General features: G+C 63.2%; 22 protein-coding genes. 5 read left to right on the top strand and 17 right to left on the bottom strand.

Annotated elements, in window-relative coordinates; genetic code table 11:
• Position 1: 1 nt before the first annotated feature.
• The 14 genes from QTL98_RS14895 to QTL98_RS14960 form a co-directional block, all read right to left on the bottom strand.
• On the bottom strand, positions 2-1,477 hold the full coding sequence (locus QTL98_RS14895; protein ID WP_445679253.1) for an aldehyde dehydrogenase family protein: 1,476 nt from the start codon (positions 1,475-1,477) through the stop codon (positions 2-4).
• Positions 1,478-1,499: 22 nt separating this feature from the next.
• Positions 1,500-2,507: a proline racemase family protein gene (locus tag QTL98_RS14900; RefSeq protein WP_445679254.1), complete on the bottom strand. Its 1,008-nt coding sequence runs from the start codon at positions 2,505-2,507 to the stop codon at positions 1,500-1,502.
• A 6-nt stretch (positions 2,508-2,513) separates the two neighbouring features.
• Entirely contained in the window at positions 2,514-3,422 is a 909-nt protein-coding gene (gene dapA, locus QTL98_RS14905; RefSeq protein ID WP_445679255.1) for a 4-hydroxy-tetrahydrodipicolinate synthase, read from the bottom strand.
• 19 nt (positions 3,423-3,441) lie between these two features.
• Positions 3,442-4,269: an amino acid ABC transporter ATP-binding protein gene (locus tag QTL98_RS14910; protein WP_445679256.1), complete on the bottom strand. Its 828-nt coding sequence runs from the start codon at positions 4,267-4,269 to the stop codon at positions 3,442-3,444.
• Positions 4,269-4,871: an amino acid ABC transporter permease gene (locus tag QTL98_RS14915; protein ID WP_445679257.1), complete on the bottom strand. Its 603-nt coding sequence runs from the start codon at positions 4,869-4,871 to the stop codon at positions 4,269-4,271. The genes QTL98_RS14910 and QTL98_RS14915 overlap by 1 nt, the downstream gene beginning before the upstream one ends.
• Before the next feature lie 121 nt (positions 4,872-4,992).
• On the bottom strand, positions 4,993-5,838 hold the full coding sequence (locus tag QTL98_RS14920) for a transporter substrate-binding domain-containing protein (RefSeq protein WP_445679258.1): 846 nt from the start codon (positions 5,836-5,838) through the stop codon (positions 4,993-4,995).
• 33 nt (positions 5,839-5,871) lie between these two features.
• Entirely contained in the window at positions 5,872-7,761 is a 1,890-nt protein-coding gene (locus tag QTL98_RS14925; RefSeq protein ID WP_445679259.1) for a proline racemase family protein, read from the bottom strand.
• A gap of 348 nt (positions 7,762-8,109) precedes the next feature.
• The gene (locus tag QTL98_RS14930) at positions 8,110-8,760 is read right to left on the bottom strand and encodes a hypothetical protein (protein WP_445679260.1); all 651 of its coding nucleotides are present in this window, start codon (positions 8,758-8,760) and stop codon (positions 8,110-8,112) included.
• 261 nt (positions 8,761-9,021) lie between these two features.
• Positions 9,022-10,152, bottom strand: a complete 1,131-nt coding sequence (locus QTL98_RS14935; protein ID WP_445679261.1) for a permease — start codon at positions 10,150-10,152, stop codon at positions 9,022-9,024.
• A 105-nt stretch (positions 10,153-10,257) separates the two neighbouring features.
• Positions 10,258-11,181, bottom strand: a complete 924-nt coding sequence (locus QTL98_RS14940) for an alpha/beta fold hydrolase (RefSeq protein WP_445679262.1) — start codon at positions 11,179-11,181, stop codon at positions 10,258-10,260.
• A gap of 112 nt (positions 11,182-11,293) precedes the next feature.
• Positions 11,294-11,881 (bottom strand): hypothetical protein, encoded by a 588-nt coding sequence (locus QTL98_RS14945; RefSeq protein WP_445679263.1) that lies wholly within the window; start codon positions 11,879-11,881, stop codon positions 11,294-11,296.
• A gap of 209 nt (positions 11,882-12,090) precedes the next feature.
• Complete coding sequence (gene hslO / locus QTL98_RS14950; RefSeq protein WP_445679264.1) at positions 12,091-13,032, bottom strand: Hsp33 family molecular chaperone HslO; 942 nt, start codon at positions 13,030-13,032, stop codon at positions 12,091-12,093.
• 162 nt (positions 13,033-13,194) lie between these two features.
• Complete coding sequence (gene argF, locus QTL98_RS14955; protein WP_445682164.1) at positions 13,195-14,112, bottom strand: ornithine carbamoyltransferase; 918 nt, start codon at positions 14,110-14,112, stop codon at positions 13,195-13,197.
• A gap of 2 nt (positions 14,113-14,114) precedes the next feature.
• The gene (locus QTL98_RS14960; protein WP_445679265.1) at positions 14,115-15,305 is read right to left on the bottom strand and encodes an aspartate aminotransferase family protein; all 1,191 of its coding nucleotides are present in this window, start codon (positions 15,303-15,305) and stop codon (positions 14,115-14,117) included.
• A gap of 521 nt (positions 15,306-15,826) precedes the next feature.
• Between QTL98_RS14960 and QTL98_RS14965 the strand changes: the two genes are divergently transcribed.
• Entirely contained in the window at positions 15,827-16,354 is a 528-nt protein-coding gene (locus tag QTL98_RS14965) for an invasion associated locus B family protein (RefSeq protein WP_445679266.1), read from the top strand.
• 161 nt (positions 16,355-16,515) lie between these two features.
• Here the strand turns inward: QTL98_RS14965 and QTL98_RS14970 are convergent, their stop codons facing one another.
• Complete coding sequence (locus QTL98_RS14970; protein WP_445679267.1) at positions 16,516-17,817, bottom strand: aspartate aminotransferase family protein; 1,302 nt, start codon at positions 17,815-17,817, stop codon at positions 16,516-16,518.
• Positions 17,818-17,918: 101 nt separating this feature from the next.
• Here QTL98_RS14970 and QTL98_RS14975 point away from each other — a divergent pair, with 101 nt between their 5' ends.
• Both QTL98_RS14975 and rlmN read left to right on the top strand, forming a co-directional pair.
• Positions 17,919-18,782: a LysR family transcriptional regulator gene (locus tag QTL98_RS14975; RefSeq protein WP_445679268.1), complete on the top strand. Its 864-nt coding sequence runs from the start codon at positions 17,919-17,921 to the stop codon at positions 18,780-18,782.
• Positions 18,783-19,040: 258 nt separating this feature from the next.
• Positions 19,041-20,237, top strand: coding sequence for a dual-specificity RNA methyltransferase RlmN (gene rlmN / locus QTL98_RS14980; protein WP_445679269.1), 1,197 nt, complete (start codon positions 19,041-19,043; stop codon positions 20,235-20,237).
• Between the two features lie 101 nt (positions 20,238-20,338).
• Here the strand turns inward: rlmN and QTL98_RS14985 are convergent, their stop codons facing one another.
• Both QTL98_RS14985 and QTL98_RS14990 read right to left on the bottom strand, forming a co-directional pair.
• Complete coding sequence (locus tag QTL98_RS14985; RefSeq protein ID WP_445679270.1) at positions 20,339-20,581, bottom strand: hypothetical protein; 243 nt, start codon at positions 20,579-20,581, stop codon at positions 20,339-20,341.
• Between the two features lie 320 nt (positions 20,582-20,901).
• Complete coding sequence (locus QTL98_RS14990) at positions 20,902-21,222, bottom strand: DUF1476 domain-containing protein (protein WP_445679271.1); 321 nt, start codon at positions 21,220-21,222, stop codon at positions 20,902-20,904.
• Between the two features lie 239 nt (positions 21,223-21,461).
• Between QTL98_RS14990 and purC the strand changes: the two genes are divergently transcribed.
• On the top strand, positions 21,462-22,226 hold the full coding sequence (gene purC, locus QTL98_RS14995; RefSeq protein ID WP_445679272.1) for a phosphoribosylaminoimidazolesuccinocarboxamide synthase: 765 nt from the start codon (positions 21,462-21,464) through the stop codon (positions 22,224-22,226).
• Positions 22,223-22,468: a phosphoribosylformylglycinamidine synthase subunit PurS gene (gene purS, locus QTL98_RS15000; RefSeq protein ID WP_445679273.1), complete on the top strand. Its 246-nt coding sequence runs from the start codon at positions 22,223-22,225 to the stop codon at positions 22,466-22,468. Before purC ends, purS begins: the two co-directional genes overlap by 4 nt.
• The last annotated feature ends 8 nt before the right edge of the window (positions 22,469-22,476 follow it).

The following is a 22,476-nucleotide window of genomic DNA, read 5'->3' on the forward strand; positions in this document are numbered from 1 at the left end:
TTCATTCGCCATAATTAAGGACGACGGTCTTGGAGCGCAGGAAAGTCTCCAGGCCACTGCGTCCCATTTCCTTGCCGAACCCGGAGCCGTTAAAGCCGCCCTGCGGGGTGGCATAGTCCGGCTGCCGGCCATGGGCGTTGACCCAGACAGTGCCGGCTTCCAGCCGGTCGACGAGGCTCATGGCGCGCTGCAGGTTGTCGGTGTAGAGGCTGGCGGCAAGCGCGTAGGTCGGATGGTTCGCCAGGGCGATACCCTCCTCCTCGTCGTCATAGCCATAGACGCTCATGATCGGACCGAAGAACTCGCCGGTGTAACCGACGGAGCTGTCCGGCACGCCCGACAGGATGGTCGGCTGGTAATAGGCGCCGCCATTCATCTCCGGCACCCGGCCGCCTCCAAGCAGCACCTCGGCGCCGTCACGGCGCGTCTCGGCCAGCATGGCGTCGATGCGGGCGGCCTGCTTTTCGCTGATGATCGGCGGCAGCGTATTGCCGGCAATCCAGGTCGGCCCTGCCTTGCGGCCGTTGGCAATCACAGTGACCTTTTCCAGGAGCGGCTCAAGCAGCTCGCGCGGGACGATCAGCCGGGTGCCTGCCGTGCAGACCTGACCGGAATTGGCCAGGAAACCGGCAGCGATATTGCCGGCGACCCTGTCAAGGTTCCGGACATCGCGCAGCACGAGCTGCGGGGTTTTGCCACCCAGCTCCAGCGTCACCGGCTTGGTGCCGTTTTCCGCGGCGGCCGCCATGATACGGGCGCCGGTGGCGGAGGAACCGGTGAAGGTAACCTTGCGCACCAGCGGGTGGCGCACCAGTTCGGCACCGGTTGCCCCGGCTCCGAGCACGATGTTGAAGAGCCCCTTCGGCAATCCCGCCTCGATCGCCAGCTCTGCGACGAGCAGCGACGAATAAGGCGTAAGTTCTGAAGGTTTCAGCACCACCGCATTGCCGACGGCCAGCGGCGCCGCCGACTTCCAGATGCCGTGGATAACGGGGAAGTTGAACGGGGTGATCGCACCGACGACACCGTAGGGCTCCGGCTTGGCATAGCTGCTGAGACCGGCCTTGCCGGCAAAGAGCTGGCCTTCCACCTTGTCGGCCCACTGCGCGAAATAGCGCACGGCTCCAGTGGCCCGCACCATGTCGCGTTCCATCAGGTCCGCGATGGGACGGGAGGAGGCAATCGCCTCCGCCCGGGCAATCCGCTCGCGATTGGCATCGATGAGGTCCGCCCAGCGCAGCAGCACTGCCGCGCGGTCCAGCGGATTGGCATCGGCCCAGCCACTGGTGCGGAAGGCGTGGTCGGCAGACTCTACCGCCCGGGACACGGTGGCCGCATCCGCCACCGGAATGGGCAGCGCCTCCAGCCCATCCGAGGGACGAAACACCTTGAGCGTTTCGCCGGCATGAACCCGCTCGCCGCCGATCAGATGCGCGGCAAACAGCTCAACGCTGTCGGGATTGAAATCATAGGACAAGACTGGACCTCCTTCGTCCGCGTCAAACCCCGGTCAGGCGGAAGCCCGAGGGGAACGGATCGTTGGGATCGAGGAAGAAATTGAACGTGCCGGTCAGATAGGCGGAGCCGGTCACCGTGCAGGTGATCGCCGGTAATTCGCCCACAGTGGTCTCGCCGGTCACCTTGCCGGTAAAGACGGTGTCGAGGATGCCGGCATGGCGGAAGCTTTCGCCCGGCTTCAGCTCGCCGCGCCCGTGCAGCATCGCCATGCGCGAGGCAGTACCGGTGCCGCAGGGGGAGCGGTCGATAACCGTTGGCGGGCAGATGACGGCATTCTTGCCATCGACCGTGACCCCGTCGCCGCCCTCGATGATCTCGATCTGGTAGATCTCGTTCACATGGGCGAGCGTCGGATGCTGGACCGGATGATCCTTGAGACCGGCCCGCAGCTCAGCAGCGGCGGAGACGATATCCCAGGCGCGGTCGGGCGTGATGGTCAGACCGAGATCGGCTGCCTTGACGATCAGATAGAAATCGCCGCCGAAGGCGATGTCCGCGCGCACCTTGCCGAAGCTCTTGGTCTCGACAAGGATGTCCTTGCGGTAAAGGAAGCTCGCCGGCATCTCGAGGGTAACGGAAACGGCCCGGCCATTCTCAACCTTGACCCGGGCCGGCACCACGCCCGCCGGGGTGTCGAGACGCACCAGCGTCTCGCCCTCCACCGCATCGATGTAACCGGCCTCCACCGCAATGGTGGCAACCGCCATCGCACAGTGGCCGCACATCGGCGGGTAGGTATCGGGCTCCAGGATGAGCATGCCGATATCGGCATCGGGCGAGCAGGCCTCGGTCAACACAGCCGCCGGCATGTTGAAGCTGCCGCGCGGCTCGAACAGGACGAGCTGGCGCAGCCAGTCGCGGGACATGAGGTCCGCGCGCTTCTCGACCATGGTCTTGCCGCGGATCGGGCCGAAGCCCGAAGTGATGAGGCGCAGCGGGCAACCGGCGGTATGGGAGTCGATGCCCTGGATAATTCGCGTGCTACGCATGTTCTGTCACCGCACCGAGGCAATGGTTTCGCGGACATGAGCGTCCGCCAAGATGGAACGGACGGTCGCCTGCTGGGCGTCCGAGAACGGCAACAGCGGCTCGCGCGGAATACCGACCGGCTGGTCAAGTGCGTTCATTGCCGCCTTGATGCCGGCATAGAAGCTGCCGGTCTTGAAGCAGCGGTAGATGGCGAAGAGCGCAGGCTCCAGCATATCGGCCGCAGCGCTGTTCCCATCACGGCAGGCATCGAAATAACGGCGCACGAGTTTGCCGGAGAGCTGGTGGGCCATCGCCACCACGCCCACGCAGCCGACCGGCAGCGCCGAGCGGATCATGGTTTCGTAGCCGACAAAAACAGCCAGCTTGTCCTTCACTTTCGCGCACAGCTCGGTCACCTGCTGGATGTCGGCAGAGCTATCCTTGATGGCGACGACATTGGGGAGATCGGCCAGTTTGGCGACGAAGTCCGGGGTCAGGTTGACGCCGATCCGGGCCGGGCTGTTGTAGAGCATGACCGGCAGTTCGCTGGCTTCGGCAACGACGCGGTAGAAGCGCTCGGTCTCTCGCAGGTCCGGCTTGGCGTAGATCGGCGGCAGGGCAAGAATACCGTCACATCCGGTTTCCTTGGCCGCCTTGATCAGGCGGAGCACCACCGCGGTGTGGAGGTCGGACACACCGGCCAGTACCGGCACCCGGCCAGCGGCAGCCTTGACGGTCGCCGTGAAGAGCTCGATGCGCTCCTCGACCGTCATGGCATAGAACTCGCCGGTGCTGCCACAGACGATCAGGCCATCTGCGCCATTGGCGATATTGGCCTCGACCAGTTCGGCATAGCGGGGAAAGTCGATCCCGCCTTCAGGCAAAAAGGGGGTAACCAGGACACTGTGAATGCCCTTCCAGTCAGTCTTAGACATTTTTACTCTCTTGATTTTGCTAGTTATTCTGCAACAGCGGACGCATCAGCTCGGCTGTTGCATGGAAGCGGTTGACGAATGACTGAACACGGTCACTCGTCGGGTGGAGGAGCACATCGGCTGGCGGACCGTCTGCATCGATGCAGCCCTGATCGAGAAAGACGACGCGACTTGCGACCTCGAGGGCAAAGCCAAGCTCATGGGTAACGACGATCATCGTCATCCCCTCCTTGGCCAGCGACATCATCGTCTCGAGCACTTCGCCGACCAGTTCGGGATCCAGCGCCGAGGTCGGCTCGTCGAACAGCATGACCTGCGGCCGCATATTGAGCGCACGGGCGATGGAAACACGCTGCTTCTGCCCACCTGACAGCTTGTCAGGCCGGCGGTCGGCGAAACTGGCCATGCCAACCTTGCCGAGATAGTCCATGGCCCGGTCCCGATTGGTGGCCGGATTTTCCTTCAGGACGGTGCGCGGGCCTTCCATCACATTCTCCAGCACCGACATGTGCGGGAAGAGATTGAAATGCTGGAACACCATGCCGACGCGGCTGCGCAGGCCGTTGACCTGACGCTGGGAGACTGCGGCACCACGCCCGGCGCCGGCAGGCGTGTCGAAGATGGCGCTACCGCCGATTTCGATCCGCCCCTTGTCCGGTATTTCCAGCAGGTTGATGCAACGCAGCAGCGTGGTTTTGCCGGAGCCGCTGGAACCCAGGAGTGCCACCACCTCGCCCTCATGCACATCAAGATCGATGTTCTTGAGGACCTGATGCTGGCCGTAGCTCTTGGACAGGCCACGGATGGAGACGAGCGGAGCCGTCCCGGATGTCTGGGAGGAGGTCATCAGTTATGGCCCTCCAGCTTGCGGGCGATGTAGTTCGACGGAATGAGAATGAGCAGGAAGACCACGCCGATGGCCGTGTAGATTTCCATCGGCCGGTAGGTGAAGGACGAGATGTAACCGGCCTGGTAGAGCAGATCGGGCACCGTGATGACCGACAGCAGCGTAGTGTTTTTCATCTGGATGATGGTCTGGCCGGCAAGCGGCGGGATCATGCGGCGGAAAGCCTGCGGCAGGATGATCCGGCGCATGGCCTGCGCCCCGGACATGCCCAGCGCGCGGGCCGCATCGCTCTGGCCCCGCTCAAGCGACTGGATGCCCGCGCGCAGGATCTCGGCATAGTAGGCGGCACCATAAAGACTGAGCGCCATGATGCCGGCGGCCTGCTTGGAGATGTTGATGCCGAAGAAGATCGGCAGCGCGTAATAGCTCCACAGCAGCCACACGAGCAGCGGCACATTGCGGAAAAACTCGACGAATAGGCGGCCGGCCCAGTTGAAAAACCTGAAGCCGCAAATCTGCGCGACCGCAATGACAAGACCGATGACCAGACCGAGCACCGTCGTCAGGACGGTGTAATAGATAGTGATTCCAAGCCCTTTCACTATCAGATCGGTATTCTGGAAGATAACTGACCAATCAAACACGGCTTTACCCCGCCACGTTTACCTGTTCCTCAGAAGCCGGGGACCGGCTGGCCGGTCCCCGGCGGTAGTTCACTGCTGATCAGAAGCTGAATTCGGGCGGCAGGATCGACAGATCGATGCCGTGATCCTCAAAGGCCTTCTGGAGCTTGCCTTGGGCGAGGCCGAGTGCGCGCTGCTGGTTGACCCAGTTGGTCAGCCAGTTCTCGTAGCCCTCGTTGCCCTCTTCGCGGGCAACACCGATGGTCGCCGGGTTGCGCAGCATCGGGCTCGGCAGGATGATCTCCCCATTGATCTGCTTGGCGACCTGCACGGCGTCGAAGATGGCAAGGACCATCGCGTCACCACGGCCGGCCTGCATTTCCATCAGGCCAAGCGGACGCTCTTCCACCACAACCTTCTGGGCCTTGGGCGCCAGGGCGTCGGCGACAACCTGCATCGTGCCGCCCTTCTGGACGATCAGACGCACGGACGGATCATTGAGCTCGGCCCAGGTCTTCTTCTCGAAGCCTTTCTTCGTCACGATCGCCCAGGCGTCGGTGAAGAGCGGAACATTCAGATAATCAACCACAAGGCCGCGCTGCGGATTGGGGTTGAGCCCAAAGGCGATGTCGATCTTGTGAGCCTGGAAATCGGCGGCGAGATTGCCCCAGGTGGTCTCCACTGGCACGACCTTGACGCCGAGCAGGCCGGCAATGTCATGCGCCCAGTCCATGTAGAAACCGCCCCACTCACCGCTGTCGCGGTTACGGATATAGCCGGGCTCCTCGCCCACCATCACCGGCACGCGCAGTTCGCCGCTCTTGCGGATGCGGTCAAGCACAAGATTAGGGTCTGCAGCATGGGCCGGCGTTACCGCCGAGGCCAGACACAGCATGAACAGCGCCGCGGCGGCACTGAACAGTCGCTTCAAGAATTTGAGTTCCATCCGATCCACCTTCTGTACATTCTGTTTTTTGAGTTACCCAAGAAAACCGCGCCTTAAGGGGTCGTCGGGCTCAAGGATGAGTGTCGAGATCCCGTTGAGATGGGCGCGTCCCGAAATTTTCGGGATATATGCAGGGCGCCCGTCCGGGCCCTCTGCAATTCCGGTGATCCTGCCTTGCAGGTGGCCGCCGAAAATGCTCTCGGCTTCCATGACTTCACCTTCCTTGAGGCGCCCCTGCGCCATCAGGAGGCTCATGCGGGCGGCAACGCCGCCCACGCCCGGCGAGCGGTCATAACGCTGACGGTCAATAGCCAGGAACAGCCGCTCGCGACCGGCGGCGATGCTCTGGCAAAAGAGAACTGAATCGAGGCCGGCCTCGAGGGCCGGCTGCACCGCGGCCAGCGCCTTGCGGATTTGCTGGCCGGCAGCCAGCATCTGCTCGAGATTGTCCGACGTAACCTCAAGCCCGAGATCTGAGGCCTCGACCATGGCATGGATGTTGGAGCCGCAGGACACCTGAACCGCCAGTGCCTTGCCCTTGACCGTCACCATCAGATCGCGGTGCGTCACGCTAACCGCCGGCAGGCAGACCTGGATGAGATCTCCCTTGCCGCCCAGATCGACCTCGACGATGCCGCCCGGCATCTCTACGGAGAAACGCTGGCGTTCCTTGAGACGGCCCAGCGCTTCCAGCGCCTTGGCATATCCCAGCACGGCATGGCCGCAAAAACGCGGATAGCCGTAGGAGGTAATGAAGAAGGCACCGAAGTCCGCCTTGTCCGACGGCACCGGCACCAGGCCGAAGGACCCCACGTGACCACGCGGCTCCTGCAGGAGCATGGGGCGCAGATGGTCGTAGCGACGCTCGAACGCCTGGGCCTTTTCGGCAACGGTTTCGCCCTCAATTCCGCTCAGCGGCTCGATGAGGATGCGGGTGGGGTGCCCGGCCGTATGCGTCTCCAGCACACGGTAGGTCTCGGAGTTGCCCGGCAGTTCGACATTAAGCCCCCCCTCCCCCAGTCCAGTACCATGGGAGACGCCCAGATCGAGCCGGCGGCCGCGTTTTTCAAAATGCATGGATCCCAGACGTTCAACGTCGGTGTTCATCCACAGCACGACCACATTTCCGCCGGAGAGGTTGCGCCAGCGATGACCGATGCGGCTGTTGAAGTAGGCACTGTCGCCCGGGCGCAGGACGGCAGCTTCGCGGCCGGAGAGTGTTATCTCCAGCTCGCCTTCCAGCACATAGATCAGCTCTTCGCCGTCATGGGCATAAAAGCCGTCGCTTTCCCGGCCGGCTTCGATGGTCCACACCTCGGCATCCATCAGCCGCTCGGCAACGGTCAGCTGCTCGATGGTCACGCCGGGGCCGAACGTGCTGACGATGCGCCCTTCGCCCTTGCGCACGATGGGCATGTCCTGCCGGCTGGTACCACCCAGTATCTCGGACAGGGTCCGGTGGAAGACTTCGGCGATGGCGCTCATGCGCGCCGGCGACAGAAAGGCCGCACCACGCTCGAACATACTGAGGTGCGACACACCGATCTCGGTACGCTCCGACAGCTCGCGCAGCGACATGCCGGCTTCCTGGCGAAGATTGCGGACAGTCTCGCCGATTTTCTCGAACTCGACCTTGCGGCGCTCCGGTTCGGGAACCGCCGCCGGGACATCGTCTGCAACCGGCACCTCATCGAGCGCCCGGCGAATACCGGAAAGGTTCATGCCCGACACCCGGCGCAGTTGCTCGATCTGCCGGATGCGATCCAGATCGCTGGCGGCAAAGGAGCGGTGGCCGCTGGGCGACTTGTAGGGCTCGATCAGGCCGAAACTTTCCCACGAACGCAGGGTCGATACCGAAACCCCGGTCACCTTGGCGGCATGACCGATGGAATAAGGCTTCCTGCTGTTCGTTTGATCGCTCAAGGTCACCGTCCGAATGAATGTAGGTTTTTTGAACTCTATTGATCGTATGTAGATATTTTGAACGAGTCAATCGTCACAAAGCCGTCAGATAAGTCTCTGAACTCACTGCCGGAGCCGGTGCGGGTAGCAAAAATACCGGCAATGTCACACGCCGAAATTCGCCAAACGACACGACCGGGAAATGAGACCCGAGCAAGCTCTGGAATTGAGGGTTTTTGCGGATTTCATGCGAACCGCGACACGCGGGAAGGAAGACCCTCACGCTGGACCTGCACACTCTTTTTTCCGGAGTCGGCACAGCTTTCTGCCGCGGGTACCGCAAAGCCGCGTCTGGGAAATTCCCGGAAGCTAGACGGGAACTGGGATAGCCGTACCGGCTGCTTCCTTTGCGTCCCGGTAGACGGCCTCGATATCCTCCGCCGTCACCGGTCGCAAACGCCCCCTCGGAGATTTCGGCACTTCATCAAAGACGCCGGTAAAGCCGCGTTCGTCGAACGCCACGCCAACGTTTCGCAACACTGAAAGAAGGCGCCGGGGTTCTTCGACAAGTTCTTCGAGGTCAACGATCTGAACCTGCTCCGGCTCCCGATCAGCAAGCAACTGCCAGAAATGGTTATAGGCCCGGTAATCGGCGAGCAAGGCAGGCGCCTCGGCCAGCCCGGCCTTCTTGTTCGCAAACCAGCCGCAGCGCAGACCCCAGTTGAGTATGGAAGCGAGCCAGGCGGCTTCCTGCTTGCGGATGACCAGATGCCGGGTACCGGCTGGATATCCCGCCGCTGCATTTAGTCCCGCAACACAATCCACTCCCAGTTCATTGTTGTACTGATGACGAATGAAACCGGGGATGGTTTCCTTTTCGCGCTGCCAGCGAAAATGCTTGTGGCGCGGCACCGTACCTGCCGGCTCGGCCGCGTTGATGACGGGGACACGCAAGGAGAGGAGACATTGCAGGAGATAGTTGGTGCCGCTTCGCTGAATGCCATGATGCGCAACCAGCACATGTCCCGCGGCGACGCACCGCAAAAGCCGGAACCGGTGAACCGGCCGGCGCGATATCAGGAGAAGCCTGCGAAACAACCTTCTCATGCCGGAAAAACGCTCTCCCCGATAAGCGCCGATGCGTTCCGACGCTTGCCTTTAACGGCAAAACCCCGCGCCGACTGTCGGCGCGAGGCCTTACCGGGGACAACCATACCATGGCATGCCCCTCTTCCCTATTCCTTCAACGGCTGTGAAAACGGGTGCGGGGAGCAGAAACCATCAGCCTCTCCCCCCGGAATGCCGCGGCGTCCCCTGGCGTCCGCCAAAATTTAACCATGCGAGCATCCCTGCCACGACCAGAAAGCCGATATTCAGAAATAGCGTGTGGTCGACGGCAAAGCGCACCATCTCGCCCACCTGCGGCCTTTCGGTCGGGATCTGGCCGAAGGCGGCGAAGAGGTAGTGCACGGTAATGCCGGCAGCGACCATGGCGATATAGAGCAGGCCCGAGACCAGCAGCGCATAACGCCAGCCATAATATTTGGCATGCACCCACACCACGGTGGCGGCAACAAGATCGGCACCCAGAAAGGCCATCACGCCGCCGAAGGAAGCTCCCTTCGACCACAGCATGGCCGCCAGCGGCACATTGCCCATGGAGCCGATGAAGGTGAAGAAGGCAACCACCGGCGCAACAGCCGCATTCTCAAGCACTGCAAGGAAGCCAGGCTCCTCGCCGCCGCCCTGCCCTGCTCCGATGAAGAGTGCATTCCATACTTCCTGCGGGACGAACACGGTGATGAAACCGGCAACGGCAAAGCCGAAGAGGATTTCCTTCCACACCATGCCCCATTCCATGAAGAAGGCGGCAGCGATGTGCTGCCAGCCGGCCCGTGAGGCCAGCGTATCGCGCCAGTTACCGCTGCCCGTCCCATGATGATGGCCCTCGCCCTGCTCTGAAGCCTCGGCCTTCTTGCGCGCTCCTTCGGCGAGCCCCTTGGGCAGCGCCACTGCGGCCAATGCCCAGGCGTAAAGGATCATGAAAGCGCCGAGCGCAAAGTTGCCGAGGGTGAAGCGCCACCCCACCAGAAGCCACAGCACGATGCCGAGTTCGATGACAAGGTTGGTAGAAGCAATCAGGAAAGCGAGTGCGTTTACCGGATGAGCGCCCTTGACGAAAATGCTGCGCGAGGCCGCCAGCGCGGCAAAGGAGCAAGAAGACGAAACAAAGCCGAAGAAGCCGGCAAGCCCCACCTCTTTTGCCCCGGGTTTGCCGAGCACCCGCGCCATCTGTGCGCGGGTGACCAGCACCTGGATAGAAGCCGAAATCACGTAACCGAAAATGAGCCCCCAGAGCGCCTGCCACAACATGCCCGCTCCGGTCAGAAAGGCTTCTGCCACCTGCTGCATGATGTGCCTGCCTTTGCCGTTGCTGGAAAAGAAAAAGGCCGCCTCAAAGCCGGCAGCCCCTCTTCAGTCAACGATGGTCGGTCCCGAGGGTTCCGACTGCCGGCGTCAGCCGCCCAGAAAGGCCAACACGCTCGCAGTCAGACGCTGCGGCTGGTCGAGCATGATGAAATGCAGGCTGTCGTCGATGCGCTCGAAACGGACCTGAGGCAGGCCGGCATAGACATGGGAGATGACCTGATCCATCGCCGCTCCCGGAAAACCGTAACTGGCATCCCAGGCATAGACCACGGTTACCGGCACAGTGATCTGCCCCAGTTCGGGCCGCAGATCGGTGGTCATCAGCTCATAAGTCGCATTGGCGACCGTGTTGCGGTCAGAGCGTAGCGCCGCGGCGATAACCGCCGGGCGCGCGGCCGTCTGCTTGATCATGCCGGCCAGGGTTGTGGCCTGCGTTTCGGTACGCTGTTCCTCTGACGCCGCCAGCATGGCGGTGCGGAAAGCCTCGGCCCGGGGCTTCATGTTCTCGACTGTTGCCGACGGGTCGATGCGCAGGCCGAAGAAGGGCAGGGAATCGACAACCATAACCCTGCTGGCGCTGCCGGGATGACGTGCAGCCAGCATCAGGGCCATCGCCCCGCCCAGCGAGTGGCCGATAACAGCCGGCGCCTTCAGCCCCTCATGCGCGATCCAGTCGGCAAGGGCGTCGGCGGCGGGCGCGGCCACCGGCCCGCTGGCATTGGCGCCTGCCGGCTCACCGGCAAAACCAGCCACTTGCACCAGATGCACCCGGTGAGTCTGCTGCAGGCTGGCCGCCAGCTCTCTCCACACTTCGCGCGAGGAGGCGAGCCCCGGGATCAGAATGACCTCGCAGCCGCTACCGATGGTCTCGACGGAAAAACGCCCGGCCATGCCAGCCCCTTCACTTATAGTGCCCGCCGGTGCGGAAAGTTTCTGCGCGGTGGCGGACAGCATGGGAACCACCCCCAAAAAGCCGGCAAGCAGAATGGCCCTGGCAATCATCCCCGGCATCGGGCTTCCCTGGCTTCGGCACGTCTGACACAAAACGGCCCCCCGCAGCGCCCCGGACCGGATTACCGGCAGGTCGCTACGGGGGGCCGCAAGGATCTCGAAAAGGTAAGGCTCAGAACAGGAACGGCCGCAGCCTTGCGCGGATCGTCGCCTCGGTCTCGGCGTCGAAATCCAGCATCATTTCCTGCACCAGCTTGTACCAGCTGTCGCGCAGGCCGGAGACGGAGATGTCCTCCGGCACGGTGATGGTACGCGACGCCTTGGTCACGACGAAACCGTCGGAATTGCGGCCCGGCGAATAGACCTCGAGGCGCACCTCGATCTGGCCGTCATACTTCTCCGACTGGTCCTTGGTGAAGAAACCCTGGATGCCCTGGGTGGTCTTCAGATGGCTCTCCACCACACTGGCGTTCTTGATGATGAAGCGCGCCTCGCCGGCGGTGCCCTGTGCCGACAGGCGGTCGGTCGCCCACTGCTCCAGCGCCTGCTCGGGCGAAACCGGCATCTCGCTTTCAACGTGCGGCAGGCCTGCTGGCGGGTGGAAATCATTGACGATGGTTACCTGCGCCACATCCAGCTCAATCGCCGGTTTGTGCGCAAAGCTGATCGGATCGTAGCGCTTGGACGGCACGGGCTGGGCGCACGCGGCCAGCAGGCTGGCGGCAGCAAAGGTAACGGCAAGGGCGCGAAGGACGGACAACAGAAACTCCTCAGGGAGAGCGCGTTTTTTGGCCAGATCGATTGTCTTTGGGGGCACCGGCGATCCTCTCCGGATGCCAGGTGCCGAGTGTGCCTGCGCCCCCTTCTCTTGTAAACGGCCCGCCCGGGATTTTGTTCAGGCCTCACAGCAAAAGGCCCCGCCGACCGGTGGGTCGCGGGGCCTTGCAGGGTGTCATGGGGCAGGCAGGATCATCCCGCTGTGGCGGTGTGCTGGCGGCTTTCCATCAGCTCGGCAATCTGGGCGTCGTCAAAACGATAGTTCTCGTTGCAGAACTCACAGGTCACCGTCACCGACCCATCCACCTTGAGGTGGTCGATATCCTCCTCCGGCAGGGCAATCAGTACACTCTCCACCTTCTCGCGGCTGCACCGGCAGCCGCGCTGCATCGGCTGCCAGCCCGTCGCCTCCACATCCTGCTCATGGAACAGGTTGTAGAGCAGGCGCAGCGGCTCGATGCCGGTGCCGGAAAGCTCGCCCGGGGTCACGGTGGCGAGCAGCACCATCGAGTGGCGCCAGCTATCCTCCAGATCGCTCGGGCGATGCTTGCCATACTCGCTCTCGTCCGGCAGCCGCTGCAGCAGGATGGCGCCCGACTGCCAGCCGGTCTCGGTCTTCTCTACCGCAAGCTTCAGGCCCACTTCCATCTGCTCGGACTGACGGAAATAGTGCTTGATGCCGTCTTCGAGGGAGTTTCCCTCCAGCTCGACGATGCCCTGGTAGCGCTGGTCCTCGCCGCCCTGATCGACGGTAAAGGCCAGATAGCCTTTGCCGAGCAGCGCCTTGAAAGACGGGTTCTTGCCCAGGGTGCCAAGCCGCTCGGCATCATACTGGGCATAACCGCGCACGGTGCCGTCGGTCAGAATGTCCGCCACCACAAGGCCGACCGGGCCCTTGCCCTTGGCCTGCAGGGTGAAGATGCCCTCGAACTTCAGCATCGCGCTCAGCGCCGCGCACAGGGTCACAGCCTCCGCCACCACCCGCGCCACCGGCAGCGGATAGTCATGGCGGGAGACGATCTCGTCCACCAGCGCACCCAGCCGCACGAAACGGCCGCGCGTGGTCGCCTTGTCGAGGGTGAAGGAGGCAATGACGTCCTGCACCGGGAGGTTGGTGAAATCTGTGCTGGTCATATCGGATACCCCACAAGAAAAATTCGACCAGATGCACCCATCCGGTCGAATTTTCTCGTTCACTGCGACTGGTCAAGTCTTGCGGTTAAGTCCGTGCGGCCGGGCCTTGACGTCCGGCCGCCGGATCGTTGTTACCCCATATAGGGATTACCGCCGCAAATTTCACGCCCCCATGCACAGGGCCAGAATTGCCTTTTGTGCATGGAGCCGGTTTTCCGCTTCGTCGAACACTACGGAGCGCGGCCCGTCGATGACGGCAGCGCTCACCTCCTCCCCGCGATGGGCGGGCAGGCAATGCATGAAGATGGCGTTGGGCTTGGCACGGGCCATCAACCGCTCATCCACCTGATAGGGGCGCAGCAGGTTGTGGCGCGACGGCTGATCCTTCTGTCCCATGGAGACGAAGCAGTCGGTCACCACCACATCGGCGCCTTCAACGGCGGCATGCGGGGCTTCGCCCTGCCAGATATGGCCACCTTCCGTGCGGGCCCATTCCAGGTCGCGGTCGGTCAGCTGCAGCGGCGTCGGCGCCGCCACGCGCAGCTCGAAGCCGAAGCGCGCCGCCGCATGCATCCAGGAGCGGCACACATTGTTGGCATCGCCCACCCAGGCCACCACCTTCTTCTCGATGGCACCGCGATGTTCCTCCACCGTCATGATGTCGGCCATGATCTGGCAGGGATGCGACTGGTCGGTGAGGCCATTGATGACGGGCACCGAGCCATGTTTGGCGAACTCGAACAGCACTTCCTCGTCGAAAGTGCGGATCATGACGGCGTCGACGTAACGCGAAAGCACACGCGCCGTGTCGGCCACCGTCTCGCCGCGGCCGAGCTGCATCATGTCGGCCGTCACGTTGATGGCATGGCCGCCCAGCTGCACCATGCCTACCTCGAAGGAAAAGCGGGTGCGGGTGGAGGGCTTCTCGAAGATCATCGCCAGCACCTTGCCGGCAAGCGGGGCGCCCGCCTGACCGGATTTGGTGGCGGCCTTCATCTCATGCGCCCGGTCGAGCAGCGCACGCAGCTCGTCGCGGGTGAAGCGGTCGATGTCGAGGAAATGACGGGTCTTGGCGAGCATGGTCATGCGGCCAGCTCCTGGCTGATTGCGGCGGAAACGGTCTCGAGCGCGGTGAGCGCCAGATCGATCTCGACCGGGGTGATGACAAGCGGCGGCAACAGACGCAGCACATTCTCGCCCGCCGGCAGCACCAGCAGATGCTCCTTCTTGAGGCGGGTTATGAAGTCCGTGTTGGTGATCGCCGGATTAAGGCGCAGGCCCAGCATGAGGCCGGTGCCGCGCACCTCCTCGAAGACGCCGGGATAACGCGCGGCAAGGGCTTCCAGCTGCGGGCGCAGCAGCGCGGCCGTCTCTGTCACACCGTCGAGGAAACCCTCTTCCAGCATGACGTCGAGCACCGCATTACCCACCGCCATGGCGAGCGGGTTGCCGCCAAAGGTGGAGCCATGCGTGCCGGCAACCATGCCAACGGCTGCCTTTTCGGTCGCCATGAAGGCGCCGAGCGGGAAACCGCCGCCAATGCCCTTGGCCGTGCACATGACGTCCGGCGTAATGCCGGCCCACTCATGGGCAAAGAGCTTGCCGGTACGGCCGAAGCCGGTCTGGATTTCATCGAAATAGAGCAGGAGACCGAACTCGTCGCACACGGCCCGGAGCGCCTTCAGGTACTCGATATCCGCCGGCTTGATCCCACCCTCGCCGATAATCGGCTCGATGCAGATGGCCGCCGTCTCGTCGGTGATGGCAGCGCGCATCTCGTTCATGTTGCCAAAGGCGACCTGGTCGAAACCATCCACCAGCGGGCCGAAGCCATCCGTCAGCTTGGCCGACTTGACGGCGGAGATCGCCGCCAGGGTGCGGCCATGGAAGGCCCCGCCCACGGTGATCACGCGCCAGCGCTTCGGGTTGCCGGTGGCCGAATGGTACTTGCGGCACACCTTGATGCCGCCTTCCCAGGCCTCGACACCCGAGTTGGAGAAGAAGACGGTATCGGCGAAGGTACGCTCCACCAGCCGGCCCGCCAGCTTTTCCTGGCCCGGAATGGCATAGTGATTGGACACGTGCCACAGCGTTGCAGCCTGCTTCTGCAGCTCGGCAACCAGATGCGGATGGCAATGGCCCAGATTGCACACGGCAACACCGGCGCCGAAATCGACATATCGTCGCCCGTCCGTATCCCACAGGTAGGCACCTTCGCCCCGCGCCATGGCGGGAGTGCGCTGACCATAGGTGGGCATGACCACGGGCATCATCGATAGACGTTCCTTGAAATAGCTGCTGCCGGCCGCACCGCAGGCGGCCCGGCCGCCGGTCGTTGGCAGGATTGCCGGGAAACAAAAACACCAGGGCACATCATGATGCGCCCTGATGGAGCGGGGACTATGAAAAGCACACCGGCGCCTGTCAACGGAATCCGCAGGCGAAGATCGCTTTTTGCGAAATAAAGTAACAAAAATATCAAAATTGACTTTTGAAGCAGAGGAAAAGTCTCTTCAGATAGGTTGAAATGTACCCGCCTCTCAAACCTTTGACCGCGACGGCCGCCCTGCCGGCAACCGGAATTCCGGCGGGATATATGGCACCACGGCTTGTTCAGAACATTGGTCAAGGTCTTGAAAATACTCACATGAGGCGAGCACGGTCGCAGGGCGCCTTCTCAGGCAACCCCCGGCAACGCCAAAGCGGACCGATTTGCCGCAGCAGGGAATTAAAGGGTTGAAAGGCCGGGCAGTCCCTGAGACAAGGGAATTACCAGTCAAGGACAAGAGGCACCATGTCGAGTCTGTTTCGCCAACTGACCCGAGCGGCAACCGGCCTGTCCGCCGCATTCGTTATCGTTGCCGCCGCGAGCGCCCAGGCGCAGGCCCCCACCTTCCTGAGCGAACACAAGGATTGGTCGGCCTATAGTCACAAGGCCGGCGCCAGCCCGGTCTGTTTCGTTGCCAGCAAGCCCAAGCAGGCCAAGGGCAATTACACCAAACGCGGCGATGTTTTCGCCATGGTGACGAACCGCCCGGCCGATAATGTGCGCAACGAGGTGAGTTTCGTCATCGGCTACCCCTTCAAGGATGGCAGCCAGCTGGACGTGACCATCGGCAACGCCACCTTCAAGCTGACGACCGAAGGCGAACACGCCTGGACGACCGACCCGGCGACCGACCAGAAGATGGTCACGGCCATGAAGGGCGGCGCCACCATGACGGTGGTGGGTTATTCGGGCAAAGGCACCAAGACGACGGACACCTACAGCCTGTCGGGCTTTACCGCCGCGCTGGATGCCATCGGACGCGCCTGCAAGTAAGCGAACAAAAGCCTTCCCCATAATGGGGAAGGCGGCGCAAAGCGCCGGATGGGGGTGTGGGCCTCTCACTCTGCGCCGTCAGCGATGGATGGCGCCGCCCACACCCTCATCCGCCCCTACGGGGCACCTTCTCCACTGCCGCGGAGAAGGATTTTTTCTTCTTAAAGAGCCGCCTCGATGGCCTTGCCGAGGATCGACAGACCGAGGTCGATCTCCTCTTCGCTAACGGTCAGCGGCGGCGCGATGCGGAAGACGCCGCCCATGCCCGGCAGCTTGACGATATTCATGCTGAGGCCGCGTTTCATCGCCTCATCCATGATCTTCGCGCCCAGCTCGAAGCCCGGCGCCCGGCTCTGGCGGTCGGTGACGACCTCCAGCCCCAGGAGCAGGCCGCGCCCGCGCACGTCCCCCACGCACTCAAACCGCTGCTGGAGCGAGAGCAGCCCCTGGCGCAGCCGCTCGCCACGCACCCGCGCCTGCTCCACCAGCCCGTCCCGCTCGACAACATCGAGCACGGTGACACCCACCGCCGCCACCAGCGGATCGGAGACATGGGTGGTGTAGAAGAGGAAGCCCTTCTCCCGCGCCTTCTGCTCAATGGCGTCCGTCGTCATCACGGCAGCGAGCGGCAGGCCCGCGCCCAGCGTCTTGGAAAGCGTCAGGATATCCGGCGTCACCCCGTCGCGCTGGAAGGCGAACATGTTGCCGGTGCGGGCAATGCCGGTCTGCGCCTCGTCGAGGATCAGCAGCATGCCGCGTTCCTCGCACTTGCGCTTCAGCGCGGCGAGATAACCCGGCGGCAGCTCAAGGATACCGCCCGAGGACAGGATCGGCTCGGCGATAAAGGCCGCCAGATTGCCGGTCGACTGGCTGTCGACGAGGGCAAAGGCATCGTCCAGCTCGCGCTGCCAGTCGTTGGAGCCATCCGGCCTGGTAAACCGCGGACGAAAGGCATTGGGGGCAGGAATGACGAAGGAGCCTGCCGCTGCCGGGCCGTATCCCTTGCGGCCGGCGCTGTAGGTAGCCGAGGCCGCAGCCCCGGTCATGCCATGCCAGCTCTGGGCGAAGGCCACGATCTCGTGCCCGCCGGTCACCAGCTTGGCCATGCGGATCGCCGCTTCGTTGGATTCAGCGCCGGTTGTCAGCAGCTGCACGCGCTCCAGCCCGGGGGCGAGAGCCGCAAGGCGGGAGGCAAGCTCCACCACCGGACGTGAGAGCATGCCGCTGAAGAGATGCGCCACGCGCCGCATCTGCCGGTCCACCGTCGCCACGATATCCGGGTGGGTGTGGCCCAGCACGGCGCTCATCTGGCCGGAGGTAAAATCGAGGATGGCGCGCTCGTCGGCATCATAGACAAGGCTGCCTTCGGCCCGCTCGATGATGAGCGGCTCAAACTCCGGTCCGTAACGCGTCAGATGCTTGTTGGCGTCAGCCCAGAAAATCGGGTCGTCATTGCGCGACATCGTTTCACCTCAGGAAGTGCGGGTTACCCAACAGCTACCGCCCGCCACACTTCCGGGCAAATTGATACTTTTTCTCTCCGATATCGATTAAATTGATGTCCATGGCCGATCTCGATCTCATGCTGCTGCGCAATTTCACCGTCGTCGCCCGTACGGGCTCGATCAGCATTGCCAGCCATCAGGTCGGCCGCACCCAGTCGGCCCTCAGCATGCAGATGCAGCGGCTGGAGGATGTGATCGGCCAGCCGCTCCTCCACCGCACCGGCTCCGGCGTGCGCCTTACCATCGCCGGGGAGCAGCTGCTGGCCCACGCTGATGCGCTGCTGGCCAAACATGACGAGATACTGGGGGAGATGCGCGGCACCGGCCTGCGCGGCTCGGTGAGCCTTGGCTGCCCGGACGATTATGCCATTGCCTTCCTGCCGGAACTGCTCAACGGCTTTTGCGCCCTGCATCCCGATGTCGAGTTGCAGATGGTCTGCGGGCCGAGCACCGACCTGCGCCCGCTGCTGCATCGCCGGCGCATCGAGCTGGCGCTGGTTTCGGTTGCCGATGCGGCAAGCCCCGAGGTGATCCGGCCGGAAAGTTTCGTCTGGGTCGCCAACGAGCCGCGCCCCGCCATGCTCGACCTGCCGCTGCTGCCCCTCGCCCTCTCCGCCCCGCAGACGCTCGACTACAAGGCCGCCTGCACGGCGATGGAGGCCATTGGCCGGCGCTACCGCATCGCCTTTGCCAGCAACAGCCTTGCCGGGCTCATCACCATCGCCCGCTCGGGCCATGCGGTGAGCGTGCTGACCCGCACCGCCGTGCCACCGGACCTGCATGTTCTCGAAGAGGAGCTGCCGGCACTCCCCACCATCGGCATCGCGCTCGAATATGCCGCCCCCAGCCCATCTCTGGTCACCCGGGCGCTGGGAGACTATATCCGCCGCAAGCTGCCGGGCCTTGAAGGACGGGCAATCTGAGACATATCTCTTGGCCCGTAGTCCCAGCGCATGCGCGCCATGCGGGATTGGCCGTCGCGTCCGGGCGTTATCTGTGTTAGGGAAATCACACTGGCAGCACGATGCTTCAGGCTCGAGGGGTGGATGATCCCCGCCGGGCTTGACCGGCTGCCCCGGCTTGCTGTTTAAGGCGAGCCCTGATCCCGCGCCCCAAAAGGCTCGCGGGCTTTTTATTAAAGATACCCGGCCTTGCCGGAAGAACCCGTTTCAGGAGCCGCCATGGGCGCCGCCAGCCACGCCAGCAACTTTGCCCCCGCCCCGCGCGCGGACGGCCGCAGGAACCTCGTCGGCCTCAGCCGCGACGAGATGCTGGAGGAGGTGCAGTCCGTCGGCCTCGAGCCCTTCCGCGCCAAGCAGCTGTGGAAGTGGATCTATAATCGCGGCGCCACCGACTTCGCCCAGATGACAGATCTGGCCAAGCCCGTGCGCGAAAAGCTGGCCGAAACCCATGTGGTGGCCCGCCCGTCCATCTCGCGCGAGCAGCGCTCGACCGATGGCACGCACAAGTGGCTCCTCAAGATGAATGACGGCCGCGAGGTCGAGAGCGTGCACATTCCCGAAGAGGATCGCGGCACGCTCTGCGTTTCCTCCCAGGTCGGTTGCACCCTCACCTGCCGCTTCTGCCACACCGGCACCCAGCGCCTGGTGCGCAACCTGACGGCGGCCGAAATCGTCGAGCAGATCATGGTGGCGCGCGACATGCTGGGCGAGTGGCCCTCCCCGCAGGATGGCCGCATGCTCTCCAACATCGTGCTGATGGGCATGGGCGAGCCGCTTTATAATTATGAGGAAGTGGCCAAAGCGATGCGCATCGTGATGGATGGCGAGGGCATCGCCATCTCCAAGCGCCGCATCACCCTTTCCACCTCCGGTGTGGTGCCGATGATCGAGCGCTGCGGCGCCGAACTCGGCCTCAACCTTGCGGTCTCGCTGCATGCCGTGACGGATGATATCCGCAACGAGATCATGCCGATTAACCGCAAGTACCCGCTGAAGGACCTGATGGCGGCCCTGCGCGCCTATCCGACGCTGACCAATGCCCGCCGCATTACCTTTGAATATGTGATGCTGAAGGGGATCAATGACAGCCTTGCCGATGCGCGCGGCCTCGTGAACCTCATCAAGGGCATTCCCGCCAAGGTGAACCTCATCCCCTTCAACCCGTGGCCGGGCAGCCCCTATGAGCGTTCGGACTGGGACCAGATCGAGCGTTTTGCCCAGGTCGTGCTCAATGCCGGTTACGCCAGCCCCATCCGCACCCCGCGCGGCGAGGACATTCTGGCGGCCTGCGGCCAGCTGAAATCCGCCAGCCAGCGCCCGAGTGCCGCCGATGTGCGCGCCGAGCGCGAGCGTATTGCCGCAATCTATGCCGAGAAGGACGATCCGGAAGCGGTGAGCGCCACGGCGGCGGAGTAAACGCACCGCCAGCCCATCGAGTCCTGACAAAACAAAAGGCCGCCTGTCCGGGCGGCCTTTTGTTTTACGCTATCAAGGAGAAGCGGCGGGATTGCCCTGCCTCAGGCAGCCTTTGGTGCTGTCGCCCCTTCCTGCCGCCGGTGCGCACTGTAGAAGCGCAGCGTATCCATGAGGAAACGCAGGTCGCGCCCGTCGATGGTAAGGCCGATTACCTCGACCAGATGCTCGATCGCAGAAACGCGCCGCTGCGGATGGCGGTAGGATTTGAGGGTGCCGATCAGGGAAAAGCCCTGTTCGCTGCTGCCATCGAAGGCCAATACCGGTTTGTTCGTCATCATCTTCATCTATCCAGATACTCCGGCCTTTGTTTCCGGAGCCTCCAGGCGCCCTGCGATCAAGGAACCATTCCTGCCGGCAGCGGGCGTCTCACCCAGTTATTCCCCCGTCCGGCCCTGTTGAGGAACGACGGGCGATGCCTCTCCGATATCTGCCTTTTTGCGTGACAGATCCGTGAGGCTGCACACGTTCGGGCCGACCCTGTCCTTCCGGTCAGGAGGAGCGGGACGAGGTCATAAACCCGTCACATGAAAAAATTGTTAAGAAATCAAAGGGCCGGCACAAAAGGCCGGCCCCAGGGGTTGTTACGGGAATTGTGAAGGGCTTCTCAGGCGGTCATCACATGCGTGAAGGCCTGCTCTTCAAGCTCGCGCAGCTTGCGCTCGATACGATGGCGCGAAGTGTCGACCGCGGCCGAAAAGAAATCCGCCTGGGTCAGCATCACGATCTCGCTGTCATCCGCCGTGGCGATCCAGGTATCGCAGGCGGCCCGCGCATAAGTGCGTGCCGCATCGCCGGCAAGCCCCATCCGCTCTGCCGCCCACATCCCGAACAGGGCGTTTCGTCGGTTGATAATCCGGAATCGCAAGGCCTCGTCATGGGCAAACTGGCCTTCAAAGGCAGCGGCACGTTGCGCGAAATCAGGCATCGGCTTTCTCCGGTTCACAGGTGCAAGGCGGCAACTGTAACGCCAAAAGCCCCCCAATTTCGATAATACGGACGGATTTTGCGGGCAGTTCTGCGGTATAGGTCGTTGTCCCTTTCGGAGCACACTGCTATTAAGGTGCGGCGCGATACCCGCGCCGCGGCTCCCATTCGCGGCGCGGGTCATTTCCTTTTATGGGATGACTGCCCCTGAGCCCGGGGCCACTGATACGGCAGACACGCATGACCAGACGTCGGCGACTGTATGACGGCAAGGCCAAGACCCTGTTTGAAGGGCCGGAGCCGGGAACGCTGGTACAGTACTTCAAGGATGACGCCACCGCCTTCAATAACCAGAAGCACGGGGTTATTACCGGCAAGGGCGTGCTGAACAACCGCATCTCGGAATATCTGATGGAGAGGCTTGGCGAGGTGGGCGTTCCGACCCACTTTATCCGCCGCCTCAACATGCGCGAGCAGCTGGTGCGCGAAGTGGAGATCATCCCCATCGAGGTGGTGGTCCGCAACGTGGCGGCCGGCGGTTTCGCCAAGCGCTTCGGCACCAAGGAAGGCACGCAGCTGCCGCGCTCGATCGTCGAGTACTATTACAAGTCCGACGAGCTGGGCGATCCGATGATCACCGAAGAGCACATCACCGCTTTCGGCTGGGCGTCCCCGCAGGACCTCGACGACATGGTGGCGCTTGCCCTACGCATCAATGATTTCATGTCCGGCCTCTTCCTCGGCATCGGCCTCAAGCTGGTGGACTTCAAGGTCGAGTTCGGGCGCCTGTGGAATCAGGACGAGATGCGCATCATCCTCGCCGATGAGCTGAGCCCCGACAACATGCGGCTCTGGGACATCGAGACCAACGAGAAGATGGACAAGGACCGCTTCCGCCAGGATCTCGGCAATGTCGCCGAAGCCTACCAGGAAGTCGCCCGCCGCCTCGGCATCCTGCCCGAGGGTGGCCCCGTTGATTTCAAGGGACCGAAGGTGCTGCAGTGAAGGCTCGTATCCACGTCACGCTCAAGAACGGTGTGCTTGACCCGCAGGGCAAGGCCATCGAAACCGCCCTCCACGGCCTCGGCTTCGGCGAAGCCGGCAATGTGCGTCAGGGCAAGGTGATCGAACTCGACCTCAAGGGCGTTGCCGACAAGGCCGCGGCCGAGGCCCGGGTCAAGGAAATGTGTGCCAAGCTGCTGGCCAACCCGGTGATCGAGGATTACTCGGTGGAGCTGGCCGGCTAAGGCCGGAC

Source organism: Radicibacter daui (assembly GCA_030657355.1).
In the GTDB taxonomy this organism is placed as follows: domain Bacteria; phylum Pseudomonadota; class Alphaproteobacteria; order Radicibacterales; family Radicibacteraceae; genus Radicibacter; species Radicibacter daui.

Bases quoted from the DNA above. Each gene is read 5' to 3' on its own strand.
- QTL98_RS14960 (WP_445679265.1), bottom strand. From the start codon at position 15,305: ATGATGCCCGTGGTCATGCCCACCTATGGTCAGCGCACTCCCGCCATG.
- QTL98_RS14940 (WP_445679262.1), bottom strand. From the start codon at position 11,181: ATGCCGGGGATGATTGCCAGGGCCATTCTGCTTGCCGGCTTTTTGGGG.
- QTL98_RS14920 (WP_445679258.1), bottom strand. From the start codon at position 5,838: ATGGAACTCAAATTCTTGAAGCGACTGTTCAGTGCCGCCGCGGCGCTG.
- QTL98_RS14975 (WP_445679268.1), top strand. From the start codon at position 17,919: ATGGCCGATCTCGATCTCATGCTGCTGCGCAATTTCACCGTCGTCGCC.
- hslO (WP_445679264.1), bottom strand. From the start codon at position 13,032: ATGACCAGCACAGATTTCACCAACCTCCCGGTGCAGGACGTCATTGCC.
- rlmN (WP_445679269.1), top strand. From the start codon at position 19,041: ATGGGCGCCGCCAGCCACGCCAGCAACTTTGCCCCCGCCCCGCGCGCG.
- QTL98_RS14970 (WP_445679267.1), bottom strand. From the start codon at position 17,817: ATGTCGCGCAATGACGACCCGATTTTCTGGGCTGACGCCAACAAGCAT.
- dapA (WP_445679255.1), bottom strand. From the start codon at position 3,422: ATGTCTAAGACTGACTGGAAGGGCATTCACAGTGTCCTGGTTACCCCC.
- QTL98_RS14910 (WP_445679256.1), bottom strand. From the start codon at position 4,269: ATGACCTCCTCCCAGACATCCGGGACGGCTCCGCTCGTCTCCATCCGT.
- QTL98_RS14900 (WP_445679254.1), bottom strand. From the start codon at position 2,507: ATGCGTAGCACGCGAATTATCCAGGGCATCGACTCCCATACCGCCGGT.
- purC (WP_445679272.1), top strand. From the start codon at position 21,462: ATGACCAGACGTCGGCGACTGTATGACGGCAAGGCCAAGACCCTGTTT.
- argF (WP_445682164.1), bottom strand. From the start codon at position 14,112: ATGCTCGCCAAGACCCGTCATTTCCTCGACATCGACCGCTTCACCCGC.
- QTL98_RS14935 (WP_445679261.1), bottom strand. From the start codon at position 10,152: ATGCAGCAGGTGGCAGAAGCCTTTCTGACCGGAGCGGGCATGTTGTGG.
- QTL98_RS14965 (WP_445679266.1), top strand. From the start codon at position 15,827: ATGTCGAGTCTGTTTCGCCAACTGACCCGAGCGGCAACCGGCCTGTCC.
- QTL98_RS14990 (WP_445679271.1), bottom strand. From the start codon at position 21,222: ATGCCTGATTTCGCGCAACGTGCCGCTGCCTTTGAAGGCCAGTTTGCC.
- QTL98_RS14985 (WP_445679270.1), bottom strand. From the start codon at position 20,581: ATGAAGATGATGACGAACAAACCGGTATTGGCCTTCGATGGCAGCAGC.